At 70.4% G+C, this 16,323-nt stretch carries 11 protein-coding genes; 6 read left to right on the top strand and 5 right to left on the bottom strand.

The window, feature by feature from the left end:
• Position 1: 1 nt before the first annotated feature.
• Positions 2 to 1,456, bottom strand: coding sequence for a family 43 glycosylhydrolase (locus ACGGCP_RS11880; RefSeq protein WP_392964612.1), 1,455 nt, complete (start codon positions 1,454 to 1,456; stop codon positions 2 to 4).
• Positions 1,457 to 1,483: 27 nt separating this feature from the next.
• Entirely contained in the window at positions 1,484 to 5,563 is a 4,080-nt protein-coding gene (locus ACGGCP_RS11875) for a discoidin domain-containing protein (RefSeq protein WP_392964609.1), read from the bottom strand.
• A 280-nt stretch (positions 5,564 to 5,843) separates the two neighbouring features.
• On the opposite strand from ACGGCP_RS11875, the gene ACGGCP_RS11870 reads away from it, so the two are divergent.
• From ACGGCP_RS11870 to ACGGCP_RS11860, 3 genes are all read left to right on the top strand, one after another.
• Positions 5,844 to 6,872 carry a LacI family DNA-binding transcriptional regulator gene (locus tag ACGGCP_RS11870; RefSeq protein ID WP_392964606.1) on the top strand — a complete coding sequence of 343 codons (1,029 nt, stop codon included), beginning with the start codon at positions 5,844 to 5,846 and terminating at the stop codon, positions 6,870 to 6,872.
• A gap of 54 nt (positions 6,873 to 6,926) precedes the next feature.
• Complete coding sequence (locus tag ACGGCP_RS11865; RefSeq protein WP_392964604.1) at positions 6,927 to 8,039, top strand: low temperature requirement protein A; 1,113 nt, start codon at positions 6,927 to 6,929, stop codon at positions 8,037 to 8,039.
• A gap of 111 nt (positions 8,040 to 8,150) precedes the next feature.
• Positions 8,151 to 11,405: a phosphodiester glycosidase family protein gene (locus ACGGCP_RS11860; RefSeq protein WP_392964601.1), complete on the top strand. Its 3,255-nt coding sequence runs from the start codon at positions 8,151 to 8,153 to the stop codon at positions 11,403 to 11,405.
• Positions 11,406 to 11,440: 35 nt separating this feature from the next.
• Here ACGGCP_RS11860 and ACGGCP_RS11855 read toward each other — a convergent pair whose 3' ends face one another.
• A complete protein-coding gene (locus ACGGCP_RS11855) occupies positions 11,441 to 11,977 on the bottom strand; it encodes a DNA-3-methyladenine glycosylase I (protein ID WP_392965105.1) in 537 nt (178 codons plus the stop codon).
• A gap of 178 nt (positions 11,978 to 12,155) precedes the next feature.
• Between ACGGCP_RS11855 and ACGGCP_RS11850 the strand changes: the two genes are divergently transcribed.
• From ACGGCP_RS11850 to ACGGCP_RS11840, 3 genes are all read left to right on the top strand, one after another.
• The gene (locus ACGGCP_RS11850; RefSeq protein WP_392964598.1) at positions 12,156 to 12,809 is read left to right on the top strand and encodes a GNAT family N-acetyltransferase; all 654 of its coding nucleotides are present in this window, start codon (positions 12,156 to 12,158) and stop codon (positions 12,807 to 12,809) included.
• A gap of 46 nt (positions 12,810 to 12,855) precedes the next feature.
• A complete protein-coding gene (locus ACGGCP_RS11845; protein ID WP_392964596.1) occupies positions 12,856 to 13,674 on the top strand; it encodes a class I SAM-dependent methyltransferase in 819 nt (272 codons plus the stop codon).
• A 103-nt stretch (positions 13,675 to 13,777) separates the two neighbouring features.
• Positions 13,778 to 14,743: an intradiol ring-cleavage dioxygenase gene (locus ACGGCP_RS11840; RefSeq protein ID WP_392964593.1), complete on the top strand. Its 966-nt coding sequence runs from the start codon at positions 13,778 to 13,780 to the stop codon at positions 14,741 to 14,743.
• A gap of 45 nt (positions 14,744 to 14,788) precedes the next feature.
• Here ACGGCP_RS11840 and ACGGCP_RS11835 read toward each other — a convergent pair whose 3' ends face one another.
• Positions 14,789 to 15,409, bottom strand: a complete 621-nt coding sequence (locus ACGGCP_RS11835) for a VOC family protein (protein WP_392964590.1) — start codon at positions 15,407 to 15,409, stop codon at positions 14,789 to 14,791.
• Positions 15,410 to 15,464: 55 nt separating this feature from the next.
• The gene (locus ACGGCP_RS11830) at positions 15,465 to 16,259 is read right to left on the bottom strand and encodes a TetR/AcrR family transcriptional regulator (protein ID WP_392964587.1); all 795 of its coding nucleotides are present in this window, start codon (positions 16,257 to 16,259) and stop codon (positions 15,465 to 15,467) included.
• Positions 16,260 to 16,323: the final 64 nt, after the last annotated feature.

Genomic DNA, 16,323 nt, shown 5'->3' with positions numbered 1-16,323 from the left:
GCTATCCCCTGGTCTGGACGACCTGCTGCATCGTCCCGTCGGCGTTGAAGTAGAGCGGGTCGATGGCGACCGAGCGGCGGAAGTTGCCGCCGCCGCTGGCGTCGGCGGTGTGGTAGACCATCCACCACTGGCCGTTGAACTGCTCGATCGCCGGGTGGTTGGTGGTCGAGGTGACCTGGCCGAGGACCACGCCCCGGTGCGTCCACGGCCCGGCCGGGTTCGAGGCGGTCGCGTAGCGGATGCAGGCGTAGGCGGAGCTGGTCACGCAGCCCGAGCCGCCGTTGGAGGCGTACGCCATGTAGTAGGTGCCGCCCCGCTTGAACATCCACGGCGCCTCCCAGAAGTCGGTCAGGCCCGTCGGGGTCGTGACCGGCCCCGCGAGGGACGTCATGTTCTGGTTGAGCTTGGCCATGCGCGGCTGCCAGTACGAGCCCCAGTAGAGGTAGATCTGGCCGTCGTCGTCGATGAAGACCGTCGGGTCGATGTTGAGCGCCGACGAGTTCGGGGTCGAGTCCGAGATGAGCGGGGCGCCGATCGCGTCGGTGAACGGGCCGAGCGGGCTGTTGGAGACGGCCACGCCGATGTTCATCCAGCCGTTGTCGGTGTTCCCGTCCACGGAGACGAACCAGTAGTAGCGCCCGTCCGGGCCCTGGACCACTTCGGACGCCCAGGCGTTCGCCCCGGCCCACGCGAAGGTCGAGAGGGAGAGCTTGGCGCCGTGGGAGGTCCACGCGGCCGGGTCGTTGTCGGGGGCCTTGGAGGAGAAGACGTGCCACTCGTCCATCACGAACGCGTCCTGGCCGGTGGCGGCCTCGTCGCGGCCCGAGTAGATGTACATGGTGTCGCCCACGACCAGGGTCGCCGGGTCGGCCGTGTAGATGTTGCGGACGATCGGGTTCCCGGCCTGCGTGGCCGAGCCCTGACCCCAGACCTTCCATTCGAGGACGCCCACGGAGGCGGCCCCGCTCTGGAGGACCGCGCGCAGCGCGGTGGTGGTGACGGCGTTGAAGTCGGTGTGGTTGTAGGCGTTCGCGGCCACGCCGTAGGCGCTCGCGCCGCTCACGGGCGTCCACGCGCCGTTGTTCAGGTACTCGATGCGCCAGCTGGCCGGGACGCGGACGCCGCCGGGGCCGGAGTTGAACGAGTCGTCGAAGAAGTAGAGGTCCGAAGAGGACACGGTGACCGGGGCGGCCCAGGTCAGCTGCACCCATTGCGAACCGGTCTGGGGCCAGGTGCCCCAGCGCGGGTTCTGGGTGTCGTTGGAGCCGGGCGGCTCGATCCCGTCGTTGATCGCGGCCACGGACTCCCACGATGAGGTGTAGGAGGCCGAGGCGGTGGCCGAGCGGGCCACGTTCACCTGCTGGGCCTGCGCAGGGGTCGCGATCTGGAACAGGCTCCAGGCCAGGGCCGCGGCCAGCGCGGCGGCGAACATACGTCTGAGTGTGCTGGGCTGCATGGGAAGTCTCCTAGGTGCCGGTGGAGATCAGATGACAGTGACGTGGGCTTCGGCCGTGAGCGAGGTGCCCGCGATCGTGCCCTGGACAGTGAAGGTGCCGGGCTGGGCGTAGTCGGCCGGGTCGACGGCCTCCCAGGTGACACTGGTGCCGACGTTGTCCTTGGAGCCGTCGTTGTAGACGGCGGTGACGGTGGGCGGCAGTTGGGGCGCTCGCCCGGCGACGGTGGTGACCGCCTCCGTTTCGAGCGCGGTGATCTCGACCTGGTCGTGGAGTCTGACGTGGATGGTGGCGCTGGCGGGGAGGGCGAGCCCGGTGACGAGGCCGCCGACTTCGACGTGGGTGGCGGGCTCGTCGAGGTCCTCGGGGGTGAGCTGCTGCCAGACGACGGGCTGTTCGAGCCGGGTGCCGTCGGCGTACACGCAGGTCACGGTGGCGGGTAGGGCGGGGACGTTGCCGACGATGGTGGGTTGGTGGACGGTGCGGACCTGTTGGGGCGCTTCGGCGAAGGCCTTCCATTCGAGGACGCCGACGCTGGCGGCGCCGCTCTGGAGGACGGCGCGGAGGCCGGTGGTGGTGACGGGGTCGAACGTGACCTGGTTGTACTGGTCGCCTTCGGTGCCGTAGGTTCCGGCGCCGGTGACGTCCTTCCACTGGTCGCCGTCGCGGTATTGGAGTTCCCAGGAGGCGGGGGTGCGGACGCCGCCGCCGTCGTCGAGGAAGTACATGTCGCTGGCGTCGAGCCGGACGGGGTGGTCCCAGTCGAGCTGGACCCACTGCTCGCCTTCTTCGGGCCAGGTGCCCCAGCGGGGGTTCTCGCCGTCGTTGGAGCGGGGCGGGTCGATCCCGTCGTTGATCGCGGTGATGTTCTCCCACGGCGAGGTGTAGGAGCCGGTGGGTGTGGCGAAGAGGGCGGCGTTGGTGCGGGTGTCAGGTTCGGCGACTTGGATTTCCACTGTGGAGGTCGCTTCGGCGGTGCCGTCTGTGGCGGCGAGCTGGAGCGTGTAGGCGCCCGGTTCGGTGAAGGTGGCGACGGTCGCGGAGGCGTTCGGGTCTTCGAAGACAACCGCGCCGGGTCCGTCCACCATGGACCAGGTGGAGGTGAGGCCGCCGCTGAGCGGGAGGCCGTCGTCCTTCACGGTGCCGGTGAGGCGGGCCTGCATCGGCTGGCGGAACTGCAGGTCCTGCCTCGCGAGTGCGTAGGGCGGGACGTTCTCGGGCGCGATGACCTCGTGGCCGCTGTCGAAGAGCTGGACCTCTTTGAGGCCGGTGGCGTGGCCGTCCTGGTGCTCCATGAGGATGCGGACGCGGTCGGCGCTCACTTCCGGGAACTGGACGAGGTTGTAGTTGGCCTGCGGGATCGCGGGCGTCTTGGCCTGGTCCTCGACGGTGACCCAGTCGGTGCCGTCGTGGTACTGGACCTGGTAGACGGCGGGTTCGGCGAGTCCGTCCACTGTGCGGTCGCGGTAGAAGTAGAGCCGTGCCTCATCGATCTGGGCGGTGCCGCCGAGGTCGATCTCGTACCAGTCGGTCGCGTTGCCGGATCCGGCGCTGGACCAGTAGGGGGCGTTGATGGTGGTGCCGTCGACGGCCCCTGCGGTGCTGGTGCCGTTCGCGGTGTGCGAGGCGGTCGCGGCCTGGCCTTCAGCGAGGTTCTCGGCGTCGCCTTCGAGGTCGGCTCCGGCCTTGTTGAAGACGTCGACCACGCGGCCGTCGAGCTCGACTTCGTCGGGGGCGGAGAGGTCCTTCATCTTCTTGCTCTTAAGGACCCGGCCGCCTTCGGGGAGTTCGACCTTGCCGGTGCTCGGGTCCCAGACGGCGGGGACGAGGCTGTTGAGCGTGAAGGCGCGCTTGCCGTCGATGTAGACGGAGTAGCCCTCGGGGATGTCGCCGTAGTGGCGCTTGCCGTCGCCGGGCTTGTCCCAGACGATGCTGAGGTCGGAGTCGCGGTAGCGGAGGTCGTTGACGGTGAAGTGGTCCCAACCGATGTCGATCGGGGACAGCTCCACCTTCTCGTCGGTGCGGGGGCGCAAGCCGGCCACGTCCTCCACATAGGTCCAGATGCTGGAGCCGAGCGTGGTGTGGTGGATCCAGGAGCGGTAGTCGATCGACTCGTTCCCGGCGTTCCAGTCGGCCCAGAACTCGTTGGAGTCGGGCCAGGCGGTGTCGCCGCCGATGTAGGTGGACCAGGCGTTCCAGTAGAGGAGCTTCTTGTAGTCCTCTTCGGTGATGGAGTCCTGGTCGTAGTCGCGGATGGCCGAGGAGAACAGGCGGAACTGGACGGTGGAGTTGATCTGCGAGAAGTTGTTCGAGCCGGGGTCGCCCTGCTCGGCGGCCTCGGCCTTGTCGGCCTGGTTGGCGGTGTAGAACGGGAAGACCGGGTACTCGGCGGGGTCCTCGAAGAGGCGCAGCGCGTCGGTGTACTGGGGTTCGTTCGGGATGGCGCCCACGGAGAACGGGTAGTAGTTGTTGATCTCCTTCCACGGCACGTGCTCGCCGGAGGCGACGTGGACGTGCTCGAACAGCTGCGTCTCGGGGTTCCAGAGGACGTCGGTGAGCGCGGCCCGGATGTTCTCGGCGAGGGTGCGCATCTCGTCGGCCTTCGCGGTGTCGCCGATGAGCTCGTACGCTTCGGCGGCGGCCATCGCGCCGGAGTACTGGTAGGCGGACTCGGCGCGGTCGAGGTCGCCGTCCCTCCAGTGGAAGGAGACGGCGTCGGCGTCGTTGCCGGTCATCGCGCCCCAGTCGTACTCGATGAGGTAGTTGCCGTTGGAGTCGAACGTCTCGAGCTGGCCCTTGACGTCGCCTTCGGCGTAGCGGGCGAGGTTCTCGACGACGTCTTCGGGGCCGCCGTGGATCTGGTAGGAGCGCCAGGCGGCCTCGGCGATGTACTGGGTGTAGGAGTTCGACCAGTTCTCGGGGTCGCCGGGGTTGTCCATGAACCGGCCGCCCTTGGAGGACTCGCCGGTGGAGACCCAGGGGCCGTAGGAGTAGGCGGGGTCGCGCAGGTACTTGAGGTCGTCGATGAACATCGGGACGGTGAGGGCGATGGCGTTGTTGTAGCCGAGGACGCCTTCGATGGAGGTCGGGAACTGGAAGTCGTTGCCCGGGATGTTCGCGTCGACGTAGTTGTAGCGCATCAGCCACCAGCGGTAGTAGATGAACTTCTTGTGCGCCTCGTCGGGGACGTCGAAGTAGGGGACGTTGTCGGCCCACCACTGGTTGTAGGTGCGCACGTGGGTGGCGAAGGCGGCGCCCGGCTCGGCCGACTTGTACGCCTCGTACTCGGTCGTCGACTCGGGGAGCTCGGTGGCGACCATGCCGAGCTGGACTTTGAACGTGGCCGATTCGCCTTGGGCGAGTTCGAGTTCGCCGGTGAGGGATCCGTCTGCAGGGGCGAGGCCGGTGCCGGAGAGGCGCGGGAAGACGCTGGTGAGGCGCTCGCCGCGGGAGTTCTGGACGTCGAGGACGCCGGTGAGCTCGTCGCCGGAGGCCTGCCAGGCGAAGTCGGAGTCGACGCGGATCGGGACCGTCGCCGCCGAGCCGTTGTTGTGAACGGTCACGTTGGCGACGGCGACGTTGTTGTCGGTGATGAACTTCTGCACTTCGACGTGGAGGTCGCCGCCTTCGTGGACGCTGGCCCAGTGGCTCGGGGTCTGGCGACGCTGTGCAACGACCTCGGTGAAGTCGGTGTCGCCGATGTCGATCGTGAAGCCGTCGGTGTTGGAGGCGCGGTCGAAGAACGGGTCGTAGTAGGCGAGCTGGCCGCCGAAGCCGATGATGTCGGGCTCATGGACGCGCATGAGGAGTGCCCGGCCGCGGGTCATGAGCCACTGGTCGCCCGCCGGGTCCGCGCCCTCGCGGGCGAGGAGGCGGTCCATCCAGAAGTCGGTGCCGCCGGACTCGGCCTCGAACATCGCCGGCATCATGCCGTCGATGTCGTAGGCGACCGGTTCGGGCGGGACGGCGTCGCCGCCGGTGAACTCGGGGTAGCCGATGGTCTGCTGGGCCGCCGCGGGTCCGGCCGCGCCGACCACGAGGAGGCCGGAGGCGAGAGCGAGGGATGCGGCGGTGGCGAGGAGTCGGGTGGACGTGGGGCGATGCACCATTGCGTGCCTCCGGGAAGGATGCGGGGTGTGCCGGGGCGCCGAAAGAGTCCGAAAACCTTTTCGGTGTTTGCGTCGCCACCGATGCTATGGGTCAGGCCACAGCGATGTCAATGCATTGATCACCATGAATTGAATTGAACCCGCTGCCCGAAAGCCGGTTCGGCAAAGTTTCGGCCGGTCGGCTACAGTCGGGACAGCCCGCACCGTCCAGCGCGATCGAATTTCCTATAGGATCTGCGGTCCGACGGCGGGCTCGGCACTCGGCAGAAGGAGCACCACCGTGGCCCGAACCCCCGCGTCGCGCGGCACCCGCGCCGCCACACTGTCCGATGTGGCCCGCCTGGCGGGCGTCTCGGTGGCCACGGCCTCCAAGGCGCTCAACGGCCGCAACCACGTGCACGCCCAGACCCGCGAGCGCGTCCTGGAGGCGGCCGCGCAGCTCTCGTTCTCCCCCAACTCGCTCGCGCGCGGGCTCCTCGCCGGGCGCACCGGCACCGTCGGGCTCCTCACCTCGGACCTGGTGGGCCGCTTCAGCCTCCCGATCCTCATGGGCGCGGAGGACGCGTTCGGCGCGGGCCAGGTCTCGGTGTTCCTGTGCGACGCGCGCGGCGACGCGATCCGCGAGCGCCACCACGTGCAGGCCCTGCTAAGCCGCCGCGTGGACGGCCTCATCGTGGTCGGCTCCTCGACCAACCCGCGCCCGCCCCTGGCCGACACGGTGGACGTGCCGGTCGTGTACGCCTACGCGCCTTCGGAGGCCCCCGAGGACCTCTCGATCGTGCCCGACAACGTGAACGCGGGCCGCATGGCCGTCGAGCACCTCCTCGCCTGCGGGCGCACCCGCATCGCGCACATCAGCGGCGACCGCCAGTACAGCGCCGCGCGCGACCGCGCCGCGGGCGCGCAGGCGGCCCTCGAGGCGGCCGGGCTCGCAGGCGTCGGCGAAGTCGCCTACGGCGCTTGGGAGGAGGGCTGGGGCCGTGCGGCGGCCGGGATGCTCCTCGACCGCGAGCCCGACGTCGACGCCGTCCTGTGCGGCTCGGACCAGGTCGCCCGCGGCGTACTCGACACGCTGCGCGAACGGGGCCGCCGCGTCCCCGAGGACGTGGCGGTCATGGGCTTCGACAACTGGGAGGTGCTCGCCACCGGCGCGCGCCCGCAACTGACCAGTGTGGACATGAACCTCGAGGAGCTCGGCCGCGCCGCCGCGCGCGCCCTGTTCGAGGCGATCGACGCCGAGCACACGCGCGGCGTCCACACCGTCCAGTGCCGCGTCGTCGTCAGGGGCTCCACCGCGTCCGCGGGCTGACATCCGGGAGTGTCGGCGGCGCAGGCGAATCCGCGGGGAGTAGGTTCTCGGTTCGTGACCGAGCAGATGACCTCCCCACGCCACGCGACCTGGCTCGAACTGTTCTTCGACCTCGTCGTCGTCGCGGCCGTCGCCCAGCTGACACACCTGCTGGAGCACCCGGACGGGCAGCACGTCGCGGCGTTCTTCATCCTCTACGCCGCGATCTGGCTCGTGTGGAGCTCGTTCACCGTGTACGCCAACGTCGCCTCCGGGCAGACCCGGACCAGGACGATGCTGCTCGGCATGATCGGCCTCGCCGCGATGGCAGCCGCGATCCCCGAGGCGACCGGCGCGCACGCCGCGGTCTTCGGCGCGGCGTACATCTACACCAGCGGTGTCGCCTCCCAGGGGATCAACCGGACCGGCAAGATCGTGCTCGGCTGGTCCGCCGTGCAGCGCAATGCGGGCCTGTTCCCGTTCATCGTGGCGTTCTGGTTCACCGACCGGCCGTGGGTGCTGCTGGGCCTGTGGGCGCTGGGCGTGGCGCTGACGCTCACCTCGGGCATGGTCGCCGACATGAACGACCCGGAGCGGCTGAAGGAGTTCCAGACCCGGCTCGACCGGGCCGCCGAACGCCGCGGTTCCAGGCGCACCCTGGAACTGGGGTGGACGCACGGCGCGCACCTGGGCGAGCGCCTCGGCCTGTTCATCATCATCGTCCTCGGCGAAGCGGTGCTCCAGCTGGTCACCGCGATGGGCGAGGTCGAGTGGGGCTGGAGCCAGGTCGGCATCGGCCTCGCCGGGTTCGGACTCCTCATCGGACTGTGGTGGCTGAACTTCCGTTACGGCTTCGACGAGGAGAACGAGGCGCAGCCGCGCGTGCTGCTGCCGGCGCACCTGGTCGTGGCCGTCTCGATCACGCTCGTCGCGTTCGGCCTCGGCACGGCCGCCGAGCACGCGACCGATCCGCTGCCGGACCTGCACCGCTGGCTCCTGTGCGGCGCGCTCGCGCTGTGCCTCGCCCTGTGCGCCTTGGCGAACCGGGCCTGGTGGGGGCTGCTGGTCTGCGCCGCGCCGCTCGCCGTCGCGGCCTTCGGCTCGGGCGTCGCGGCCGTGTTCACCGTGCTCGTCCTCGCCGCCTCCACGGGCGGTTTCGTCGTCTACTTCAACCGGCGCCCCGCGTAGGTTCCCGCAGAATTTGGCGAATATTTTCATACACAGCACTACCCGTGTAGCTGATTTTCATGGGAGATTGTGGAGGACCCTGCACCGCACTCCCGAAGGCCAGGTCCCATCGTGCGCACGACCCCCTGGATCGCCGCGGCAGTCCTCGCCGCGACGCTCGCCGCCCCGCCCGCGAACGCCCAAGCGACCGGAGGCGACGCCATCGGCATCGCCTCCGGTGCAACGACACTCGCCCCGGGCGTCGTCCTCGAATCCTTCGACCGCTGGGAGGACCAGGGCTGGATCAGAGGGGACGCCGCGACGATCGACCTCACCGCGGGCATGGAGGCCGAGTACCTCTCCCCCGGCCGGGTCGCCGCGGCCGAGCCGGTCCGCGACCAGCTCGACGGCGTCGAAGGCGCGGTCCTGGCGTTCAACGCGGACTTCTTCGACATCAACGACACCGGCGGCGCCGAAGGCGTCGCCATCGCCTCCGGGAGGCTCGTGAAATCCGCGGCCTCCGGGAACTCCAACGTCATCGGCTTCGACGCCGACGGCACCGCCGCGATCCAGTCGATCGGCTTCACCGGGACGGCGACGACCGCGACCGGTGAACTCGACCTCTACGGCCTCAACACCACCTCGTTGCCCGCCAACGGCATCGGCGTCTACGACGCCGCCTGGGGCGACGCGAGCCGCGCCCGGGCCGCCGACGGCGCGACCGCGCTCACCGAAGTGCATATCGTCGACGGCCAGGTCACCGCCGTCACCGATGCGCCGCAAGCGGGTCCGATCGACGAGGACGCGACCGTGCTGCTGGGCCGCGAGGCCGGGGCCGAGGCCCTCGCAGAGCTCCAGGCGGGCGACGAGGTCGCGGTCGACTACGCCGCCGTCCCCCAGGGCGACATGCCCGAGACCGCCGTCTCCGGCCGCCAGATCCTCGTCCAGGACGGCCAGGTCGTCGACCACGCCGACCAGGCCCGCCACCCGCGCACCGCCGTCGGCGTCTCCGAGGACGGCACCCGCCTCTACGTCCTCACCGTCGACGGCCGCCAGGCCGCGAGCGGCGGCTACACCCTCGAGGAGACCGCCGAACAGCTCCTCGCGATGGGCGCCCACAGCGCCCTCAACCTCGACGGCGGCGGCTCCTCCACGCTCATCGCCCGCGCCCCCGGGACCGACGACCTCGTCACCGTCAACAGCCCCTCCGACACGACCGAGCGCGCCGTCGGCAACGGCCTCGCGTTCACCGTCCCTGCGGGCGACGGCGAACCGGCCGGGTTCGCGCTCGCCCCGCAGGCGCCCTTCGATCCCGGCGCGATCGAGAGCGCCGACTACGACCGCGTGTTCCCCGGCCTGAGCAGGCCGCTTTCCATCGCCGCGCACGACAGCGCGTACGGGCCCGCCGAGGCCGATCCGCGCTTCACGACCTCGCCCTCCCGGCTCGGCCGGGTCGACGACGACGCGGTCTTCCACGCCCGCAACCGGTCCGGGACAGTCACGATCACCGCGGAGGACGGCGGCGCGGAAGGCGCGACGGAACTCCAGGTCCTCGGCCCGCTCGCCGCACTCGAACCGTCCCGGCGGCTCGTGTCCATCGCCGACATCGGCGCGACCGCGTCCTTCCAGCTCATCGGCGCCGACGCGCAGGGCTTCACCGCGCCCATAGACCCCGGCGACGTCGGCCTCGCCTACGACGAGGACCTGTTCGCGATCGAAGCGGACGGCCTGGGCGGCTTCACGGTCACCGCGAAGGCCGCGGGCTCGGGCACCGTCGAACTCTCCGTCCTGGGGAGCACCACCGCGCTCGCCGTCACCGTCGGCCTCGAAGCGCACACCGTCGCCGACTTCAGTGACGCTGCACAGTGGACGTTCTCAACCGCCCGCGCCACCGGCTCCATGGCGCCCGCCGCAGGCCACGACGGCGCGGGCCTCGCCCTCCAGTACGACTTCAGCCAGTCCACCGCGACCCGCGCGGCCTACGCGCGCCCGCCCGCGAACATCCCGGTGGCGGGCCAGCCGCAGCGCTTCAGCCTGTGGGCCAAGGCCGAAGGCGACGGCGAGTGGCCGTCACTGCATCTCAAGGACGCCAACGGCACCGACGTGGTGCTCCGCGGCGAGTACCTCACCGAACCGGGCTGGACCCAGCTCGAGTTCGACGTCCCGGCGGGCGTCAGCTACCCCGTCTCGGTGTACCGCTTCTACGTCGCTGAGACCCGCGCGACCGCCGCCTACCAGGGCTCGGTCACGATCAGCGACCTCGTCGCCTACACCGCTCCGGACGTCGCGATCCCGACCGCCGTGCCCGCCGCGGACCCGATGGTCGCCGGGGACCTCGACGGCGCCGACTGGACGTTCGCGGTCATGTCCGACGCCCAGTTCGTGGCCGAGAACCCCGACAGCGCGATCGTCGCCTCCGCACGCCGCACCCTCCGCGAGATCAAGGACTCCGACGCCGAGTTCCTGCTCATCAACGGCGACCTCGTCGACGAATGCGAACCGGACGACCTGGCGCTGGCCGAGCGGATCCTGGACGAGGAGCTCGGCGGCGAACTCGACTGGGTGTACGTGCCGGGCAACCACGAGGCCATGGGCTGCAAGGTCGCCGACTGGTCGGCCGTGTTCGGTCCCGCGCACCAGGTCTTCGACCGGGGCGGCACGCGGTTCGTCACGCTCGACACCTCGGGCCTGACGATGGCGAAGGGCGGCTGGGAGCAGATCCGGATGCTGCGCGACGCCCTCGACTCGGCCGCCGCCGACCCGGACGTCGACTCGGTCGCCGTCGTCGCGCACGTCCCCGCCAACGACAAGAGCCCCCAGCAGGCGAGCCAGCTCGGCGACCGGCTCGAAGCCGAGGTGGTCGAGGAATGGCTGAGCGCGTTCGAGACCGGCAGCGGCAAGGAGGCCGTCTACATCGGAGCGCACGCCGGGTACTTCGACGCCTCGCGCGTGGACGGCGTCTCGTACTGGGTGAACGGCAACTCGGGGAAGGCCCCGTCGAGCACGCCCGAGGAGGGCGGGTTCATCGGCTGGACGGAGTTCGGCCTCGGCGTTTCGGGAGAGGAATGGCTCGCGGCGCAGGTCCGCCCGCAGGTCGACGAGCTGACGCTGACCGTCCCGGACCTCGCCCCGGGCACGGTGGTCACGGTCGAAGCCGAACTGACCCAAGGCGGTGCACGGATCCCAGTGGCCTACCCGATGGGCGTCGCGTGGTCCGGCTCGAACGTCTACATCGGCGAGCGGCCGCCCGGCCCGCTCGCGTGGTGGCGCTACGACGCGTGGTTCGACCCGGGGACCCTCGAGCTGCGGGCCTGGCGCGAGGGCAGCGTCGAACTCACCGCCACGGTCAACGATGTCTCGGCGACCGACACGGTCGCGATCGGCTGACGAGCGCGAAGGGCCCGGACCGTCGGTCCGGGCCTTTACCGCTGCGGCACATGGCAGTCGGCGAGGTGGTCGTCCACCATGCCGATCGCCTGCATCATCGCGTAGGCCGTAGTGGGCCCGACGAACTTGAAACCGCGCTTCTTGAGCGCCTTCGACAGCGCCTTCGACTCCTCGGTCACCGCCGGGACGTCGGCGATGCGCTTCGGCCGCTCGCGCGTCTCGGGCGCGAAGGACCACACCAGGTCGCTCAAGCCGCCGTCGAGCGCGTCGGCGGCCCTGGCGTTGGCGATGGTGGCCTCGATCTTCATGCGGTTGCGCACGATCCCGGAGTCGCCGAGGAGGCGTTCGGCGTCGGCGTCGGTGAACGCGGCGACCTTCGCGATCGAGAAGCCCGCGAAGGCCTTCCGGAAGGCCTCGCGCTTGCGCAGGATCACCAGCCACGACAGGCCGGACTGGAAGGCCTCCAGGCTCACCCGCTCGAACAGGGCGTCGTCGCCGCGGACCGGCCGACCCCACTCCTGGTCGTGGTAGTCCCGGTAGACCTCAGGCGATGCGCCCCAAGGGCACCGCATCAGGCCGTCGGCTTCCCCAGCCACCGCGTCGCTCACCGTGCACTCCCGTCCCTCGCGAACCGTCCCGAGCGTACGCGCCGCCTCCGACAATTCCCTCCGCCACACTCCAGGACCGCGGTTGCTTATTGCAAGATACTTGCAATAGAGTCGCAGACAGCACCCGCGAAAAGGAGCCCCCATGTCCACCACGCCCACCGGCCACACCCTCCCCGACCTCGTCATGGCCTGGGGCCGCGGCCGCGCCCACTCGCGCACCACCGCCCGCCCCGAACCGGTCGAAGGCGGCTTCCGCGTCGCCGTCGGCCCGCCCAGCACCGAGACCCGGGAGGTCTTCCACACCTACACCCCCGAAACGCTCGCCGCCGCCGCCGAACGCCTCGACGTCCCCGGCAGGCAGATCATGATCGCCGGCCCCACCGCACTCCTCGCCGCCGCCGTCCCCTCGACCTGGACCATGGACGACGCGGGCCACCTCATGACCACCGAGTTCACCCCCACCTCCTACACCGTCCCCGAGGACTACCGGCTCCTGCTCGAGACAGAAGGCCCGCTCACCGTCGCCCGCGTCTTCCACAGCAACGGCGACCTCGCCTCCTCCGCCCGCCTCGGCCGCGACGGCGAGTTCGGCGTCTTCGACAAGGTCGTCACCGCCCCCGCCCACCAACGCCGCGGCCTCGGCTCACTCATGATGCGGGCCCTCACCGGCAGCGCCCACTCCCAGGGCATGCGCTTCGGCCTCCTCGTCGGCAGCGACGACGGCCGCGCCCTCTACGAACACCTCGGCTGGCACTTCGTGTCCGACTTCCCCGGCGCGCGCAGCAAGCGCGACTGACCTAAACCGGTTGCCGCCCATGCGGCCCGCTGCCAGAGTGGGCCGCATGAACACCGACACCTCCTGGCGCGACGCCAACCGGGCCATGTGGGACGAGCGCGTACCGATCCACGCCGCCAGCGCCTTCTACGACCAGGCGGCCTTCCTCGCCGGCAAGGACACCGTCGAAGGCTTCCAGTCCGACGAGGTCGGCGACGTAACCGGCAAACGCCTCCTCCACCTCCAGTGCCACATCGGGCACGACACCCTGTCGTGGGCCCGGCGCGGCGCGGCGAAGGTCGTCGGCCTCGACTTCTCCGCCCCGGCGGTCGAGGTCGCGCTGGGCCTGGCCGCGGAGCTCGGCCTCGCCGACCGGGCCTCGTTCGTCGCCGCCGACGTCTACGACGCGCGCACCGCGATCCCCGACGAGTCGTTCGACGTCGTCTACACCGGCATCGGCGCACTGTGCTGGCTGCCCGACATCGAGCGGTGGGCCGAGGTCGCCGCGAGCATGATCGCCCCCGGCGGGTTCCTGTACCTGGCCGAGTTCCATCCGCTGTGCAATGTGCTCGACTGGGACACCGGCACCCGCTTCGAACGGGACTACCTGGGCAGGGACCCGTTCGTCGTGGACGCGCCGGGCACGTACGTCGATTTCGACGCCGCGACTGAGAACAATCTCAGCTTCGAGTGGAACCACGCGCTCGGCGCCGTCGTGACGGCGCTGGCCGCGAACGGGCTGCGACTGGAGTTCCTGCACGAGTTCGACTGGACGATGTTCCGGCAGTTCGGGTCCCTCGTGGAGCAGGAAGGCCGCTTCCACCAGCCCGAAGGCACCGCGAAGGCGCCGCTCATGTACTCGTTGAAGGCCTCGCGACCCGCGTAACGAGCGCCCCTTTTTTCCGATGTTTCTCTGACATGTCTCCCAGTGCCCTGGTGGCTTGCGCCCGCAGAATCTGGGGAACGAACTGCCAGAGAGGTGTGAAACGGTGAGCGCGAAGCAGCAGGAGACGTTGACGTACGAGGGCCGGCCCTATGCGAAGCCGGACGAGGAGCTGGTCGACCAGGGCCTGCAATTCGACATCGGGACGCTGCTGAGCCGGCGCGGGGTGCTCTTCGCGGGCGGCGCGGCGGCGGCGCTCGGGCTGGCCGCGTGCGGCACGTCGTCGAACGGCACGAGCTCGGACTCCACGACCAGCGCGGCCGCCGACGCCGGGGACCTGACCGAGATCCCGGAGGAGACGGCCGGGCCGTACCCGGGCGACGGGTCGAACGGTCCAGACGTGCTCGAGGAGAGCGGGATCGTGCGGCAGGACATCCGGTCCAGCTTCGGCACCGGCAGCGCTACCGCCGACGGCGTCCCGCTGACGCTCCAGTTCACGATCTACGACATGGCGAACGGCAACGTGCCGTTCGAAGGCGTCGCCGTCTACGCGTGGCACTGCACCCGCGACGGCGAGTACTCGATGTACGGCGAAGGGCTGGAGAGCGAGAACTTCCTGCGCGGCGTGCAGATAGCGGACGCGGACGGCCTCGTGTCATTCACGAGCATCTATCCGGGCTGCTACTCGGGCCGCTGGCCCCACGTCCATTTCGAGGTCTACCCCGACGAGGCGTCGATCACCGACAGCGCCAACGCGATCGCGACCTCGCAGCTCGCGTTTCCCGAGGACGTCTGCGACACCGTGTACGCGGAGGAGGGCTACGAGAGCTCGGTCGAGAACCTGTCGCAGATCACGCTGGAGTCGGACGGCATCTTCGGCGACGACGGCGGCGAGTCCCAGATGGGGACCGTCACCGGCGACGTCGCGAGCGGGTACACGATTGCGCTGGCGGTCGGAGTCGACACGTCCACTGAGGCGGGCGGCGGCGGTGCCGCGCCGTCCGGCGGCGGCGGCGAGGCCCCGGGCGGGGGCGAGATGCCTTCGGGCGAGCCGCCTTCGGATCAGGGCTAGAGCGCGCAAGGCCGCTCCCGTATCGGGAGCGGCCTTCGTCGTTCCCTAGTGGAGGACGACGAGTCCGGTCTCCCCGAAGAGCGTGGCGGCCAGCGAGGGCCGGTTCCCGGCTTTCACGGGGAGTTTCGCGCCGATCGCGGCGAGGTGCGGTTCGATCCGCTCGGGGTGCGGGTGGACGCCTTCGAGGCCGACGAGCGGCACGACCGGCAGGTTCGCGGACGGGTGGGCGGTCTGGCCCCAGTCGATGAGGAACGGGACGAGCCCGGTCCGGCCGCGTTCGGCGTCGAGCGTGAGCTTCCAGGAGAGCTGGTCCCCGGCGGGGGTCTGGCGGCTCATCGCGCGGGCGTCGCCCGGGTCGTACCCGGCCTGGCGGGAGGCCGCGACGGCGGCGTCGATGCCTTCGACGCGGACGGCCCAGGTCGCGAGGCGCGCCTCGGTGAGGCCGTCGATCCCGAAGGGGCGCGGGCCTTCCGGCGCGTCCTGCTCGGGGTCGGGGCCGATGATCTCGAGGTAGCCGCCGTCGCCGAGGCCGAGCAGGAAGTTCCTGGTGCCCAGGCCCGGGTGGACGCCGCCTGGGACCGGTCGGGTCCCGGTGAGGCGGGTGACCTCCGCGACGGTGGCGGCGAGGTCCGGCGTGGCGAGGACGAGGTGGTCGAGTGAGGACATAGGGCACAGTTTAGTCACCGTGCGCCACTGGCGTAACGGGTGTCGCAGCGCGCGTCTAGCGGCGGTCGGGGTTGGCGAGGGTCTGGAGCATGTCCTCGACGGGTTCGGCCAGGACCTGCTCGGCGGCCGCCTCGACTTCGGACTCCGCGTGGTGGTGGTACTCGACGCGGCAGCCGTCGTGGGTGTACGAGGTGTCGGGCGGGGGCGGCTCGGTGCCGCGGCGCATGAGGTCGCCGATGCCGTGCTCCAGCAGCCCGAAGGCGTGCTCGGCGGCGGCGCGGGCCGCCGCGCGGATCTCCTCGAGCGGTTCGCCGGCGAGGAGCTTGCGCACGTTGACCTCGACAAGCAGGTGCTGGGTGTGCAGCAGCTGGGAGGCGACCAGGCGCGAGGTGAGGGGGGCGTTGCCCTCCTCGATGAGGGCTTCGGCGAGCAGCACGGCCGCCTGGCGGCGGTAGTCCATGGCCTTGATGAGCAGCGAGGGGGTCGCGACGAGCAGGCGCTGCACCCGCAGGAACACCGGGTTGTCCGTCAGGCCCACCTGGGGGGCGCCGTGCTCGAGCAGGTGGAGGTAGTGGCCGCACAGGGCCTCGTGCGGGGTGGTGCCCTTCGGGCGCTCGCGCACGATGCGGGCGGCGTCGCCGGTGTGGTGCTTCATGCCGCCGATGACGAGGTCTTCCTTCGTCGGGAAGTAGTTGAAGACCGTGGCCTTGGAGACCTCGGCGGCGGCCGCGATCTGGGCGACGGACACGTCCTCGAACCCGCTCTCCTCGAACAGGTCGAGGGCGGTCTTCCGCAACAGCTCCCAGGTCGCGTTCTTCTTGCGCTCGCGCAGTCCCGCCTTGTGCTCCACTCCTTAACTATACCAGATCAAAATCTGAACTGAGAAAAAACTTGTACCCGGTCAAATTCTACTG

This window comes from Glycomyces sp. NPDC048151 (genome assembly GCF_043202775.1).
Classification (GTDB): Bacteria; Actinomycetota; Actinomycetes; order Mycobacteriales; family Micromonosporaceae; genus Glycomyces.
This window is presented reverse-complemented; position numbering and strand designations above follow the sequence as displayed.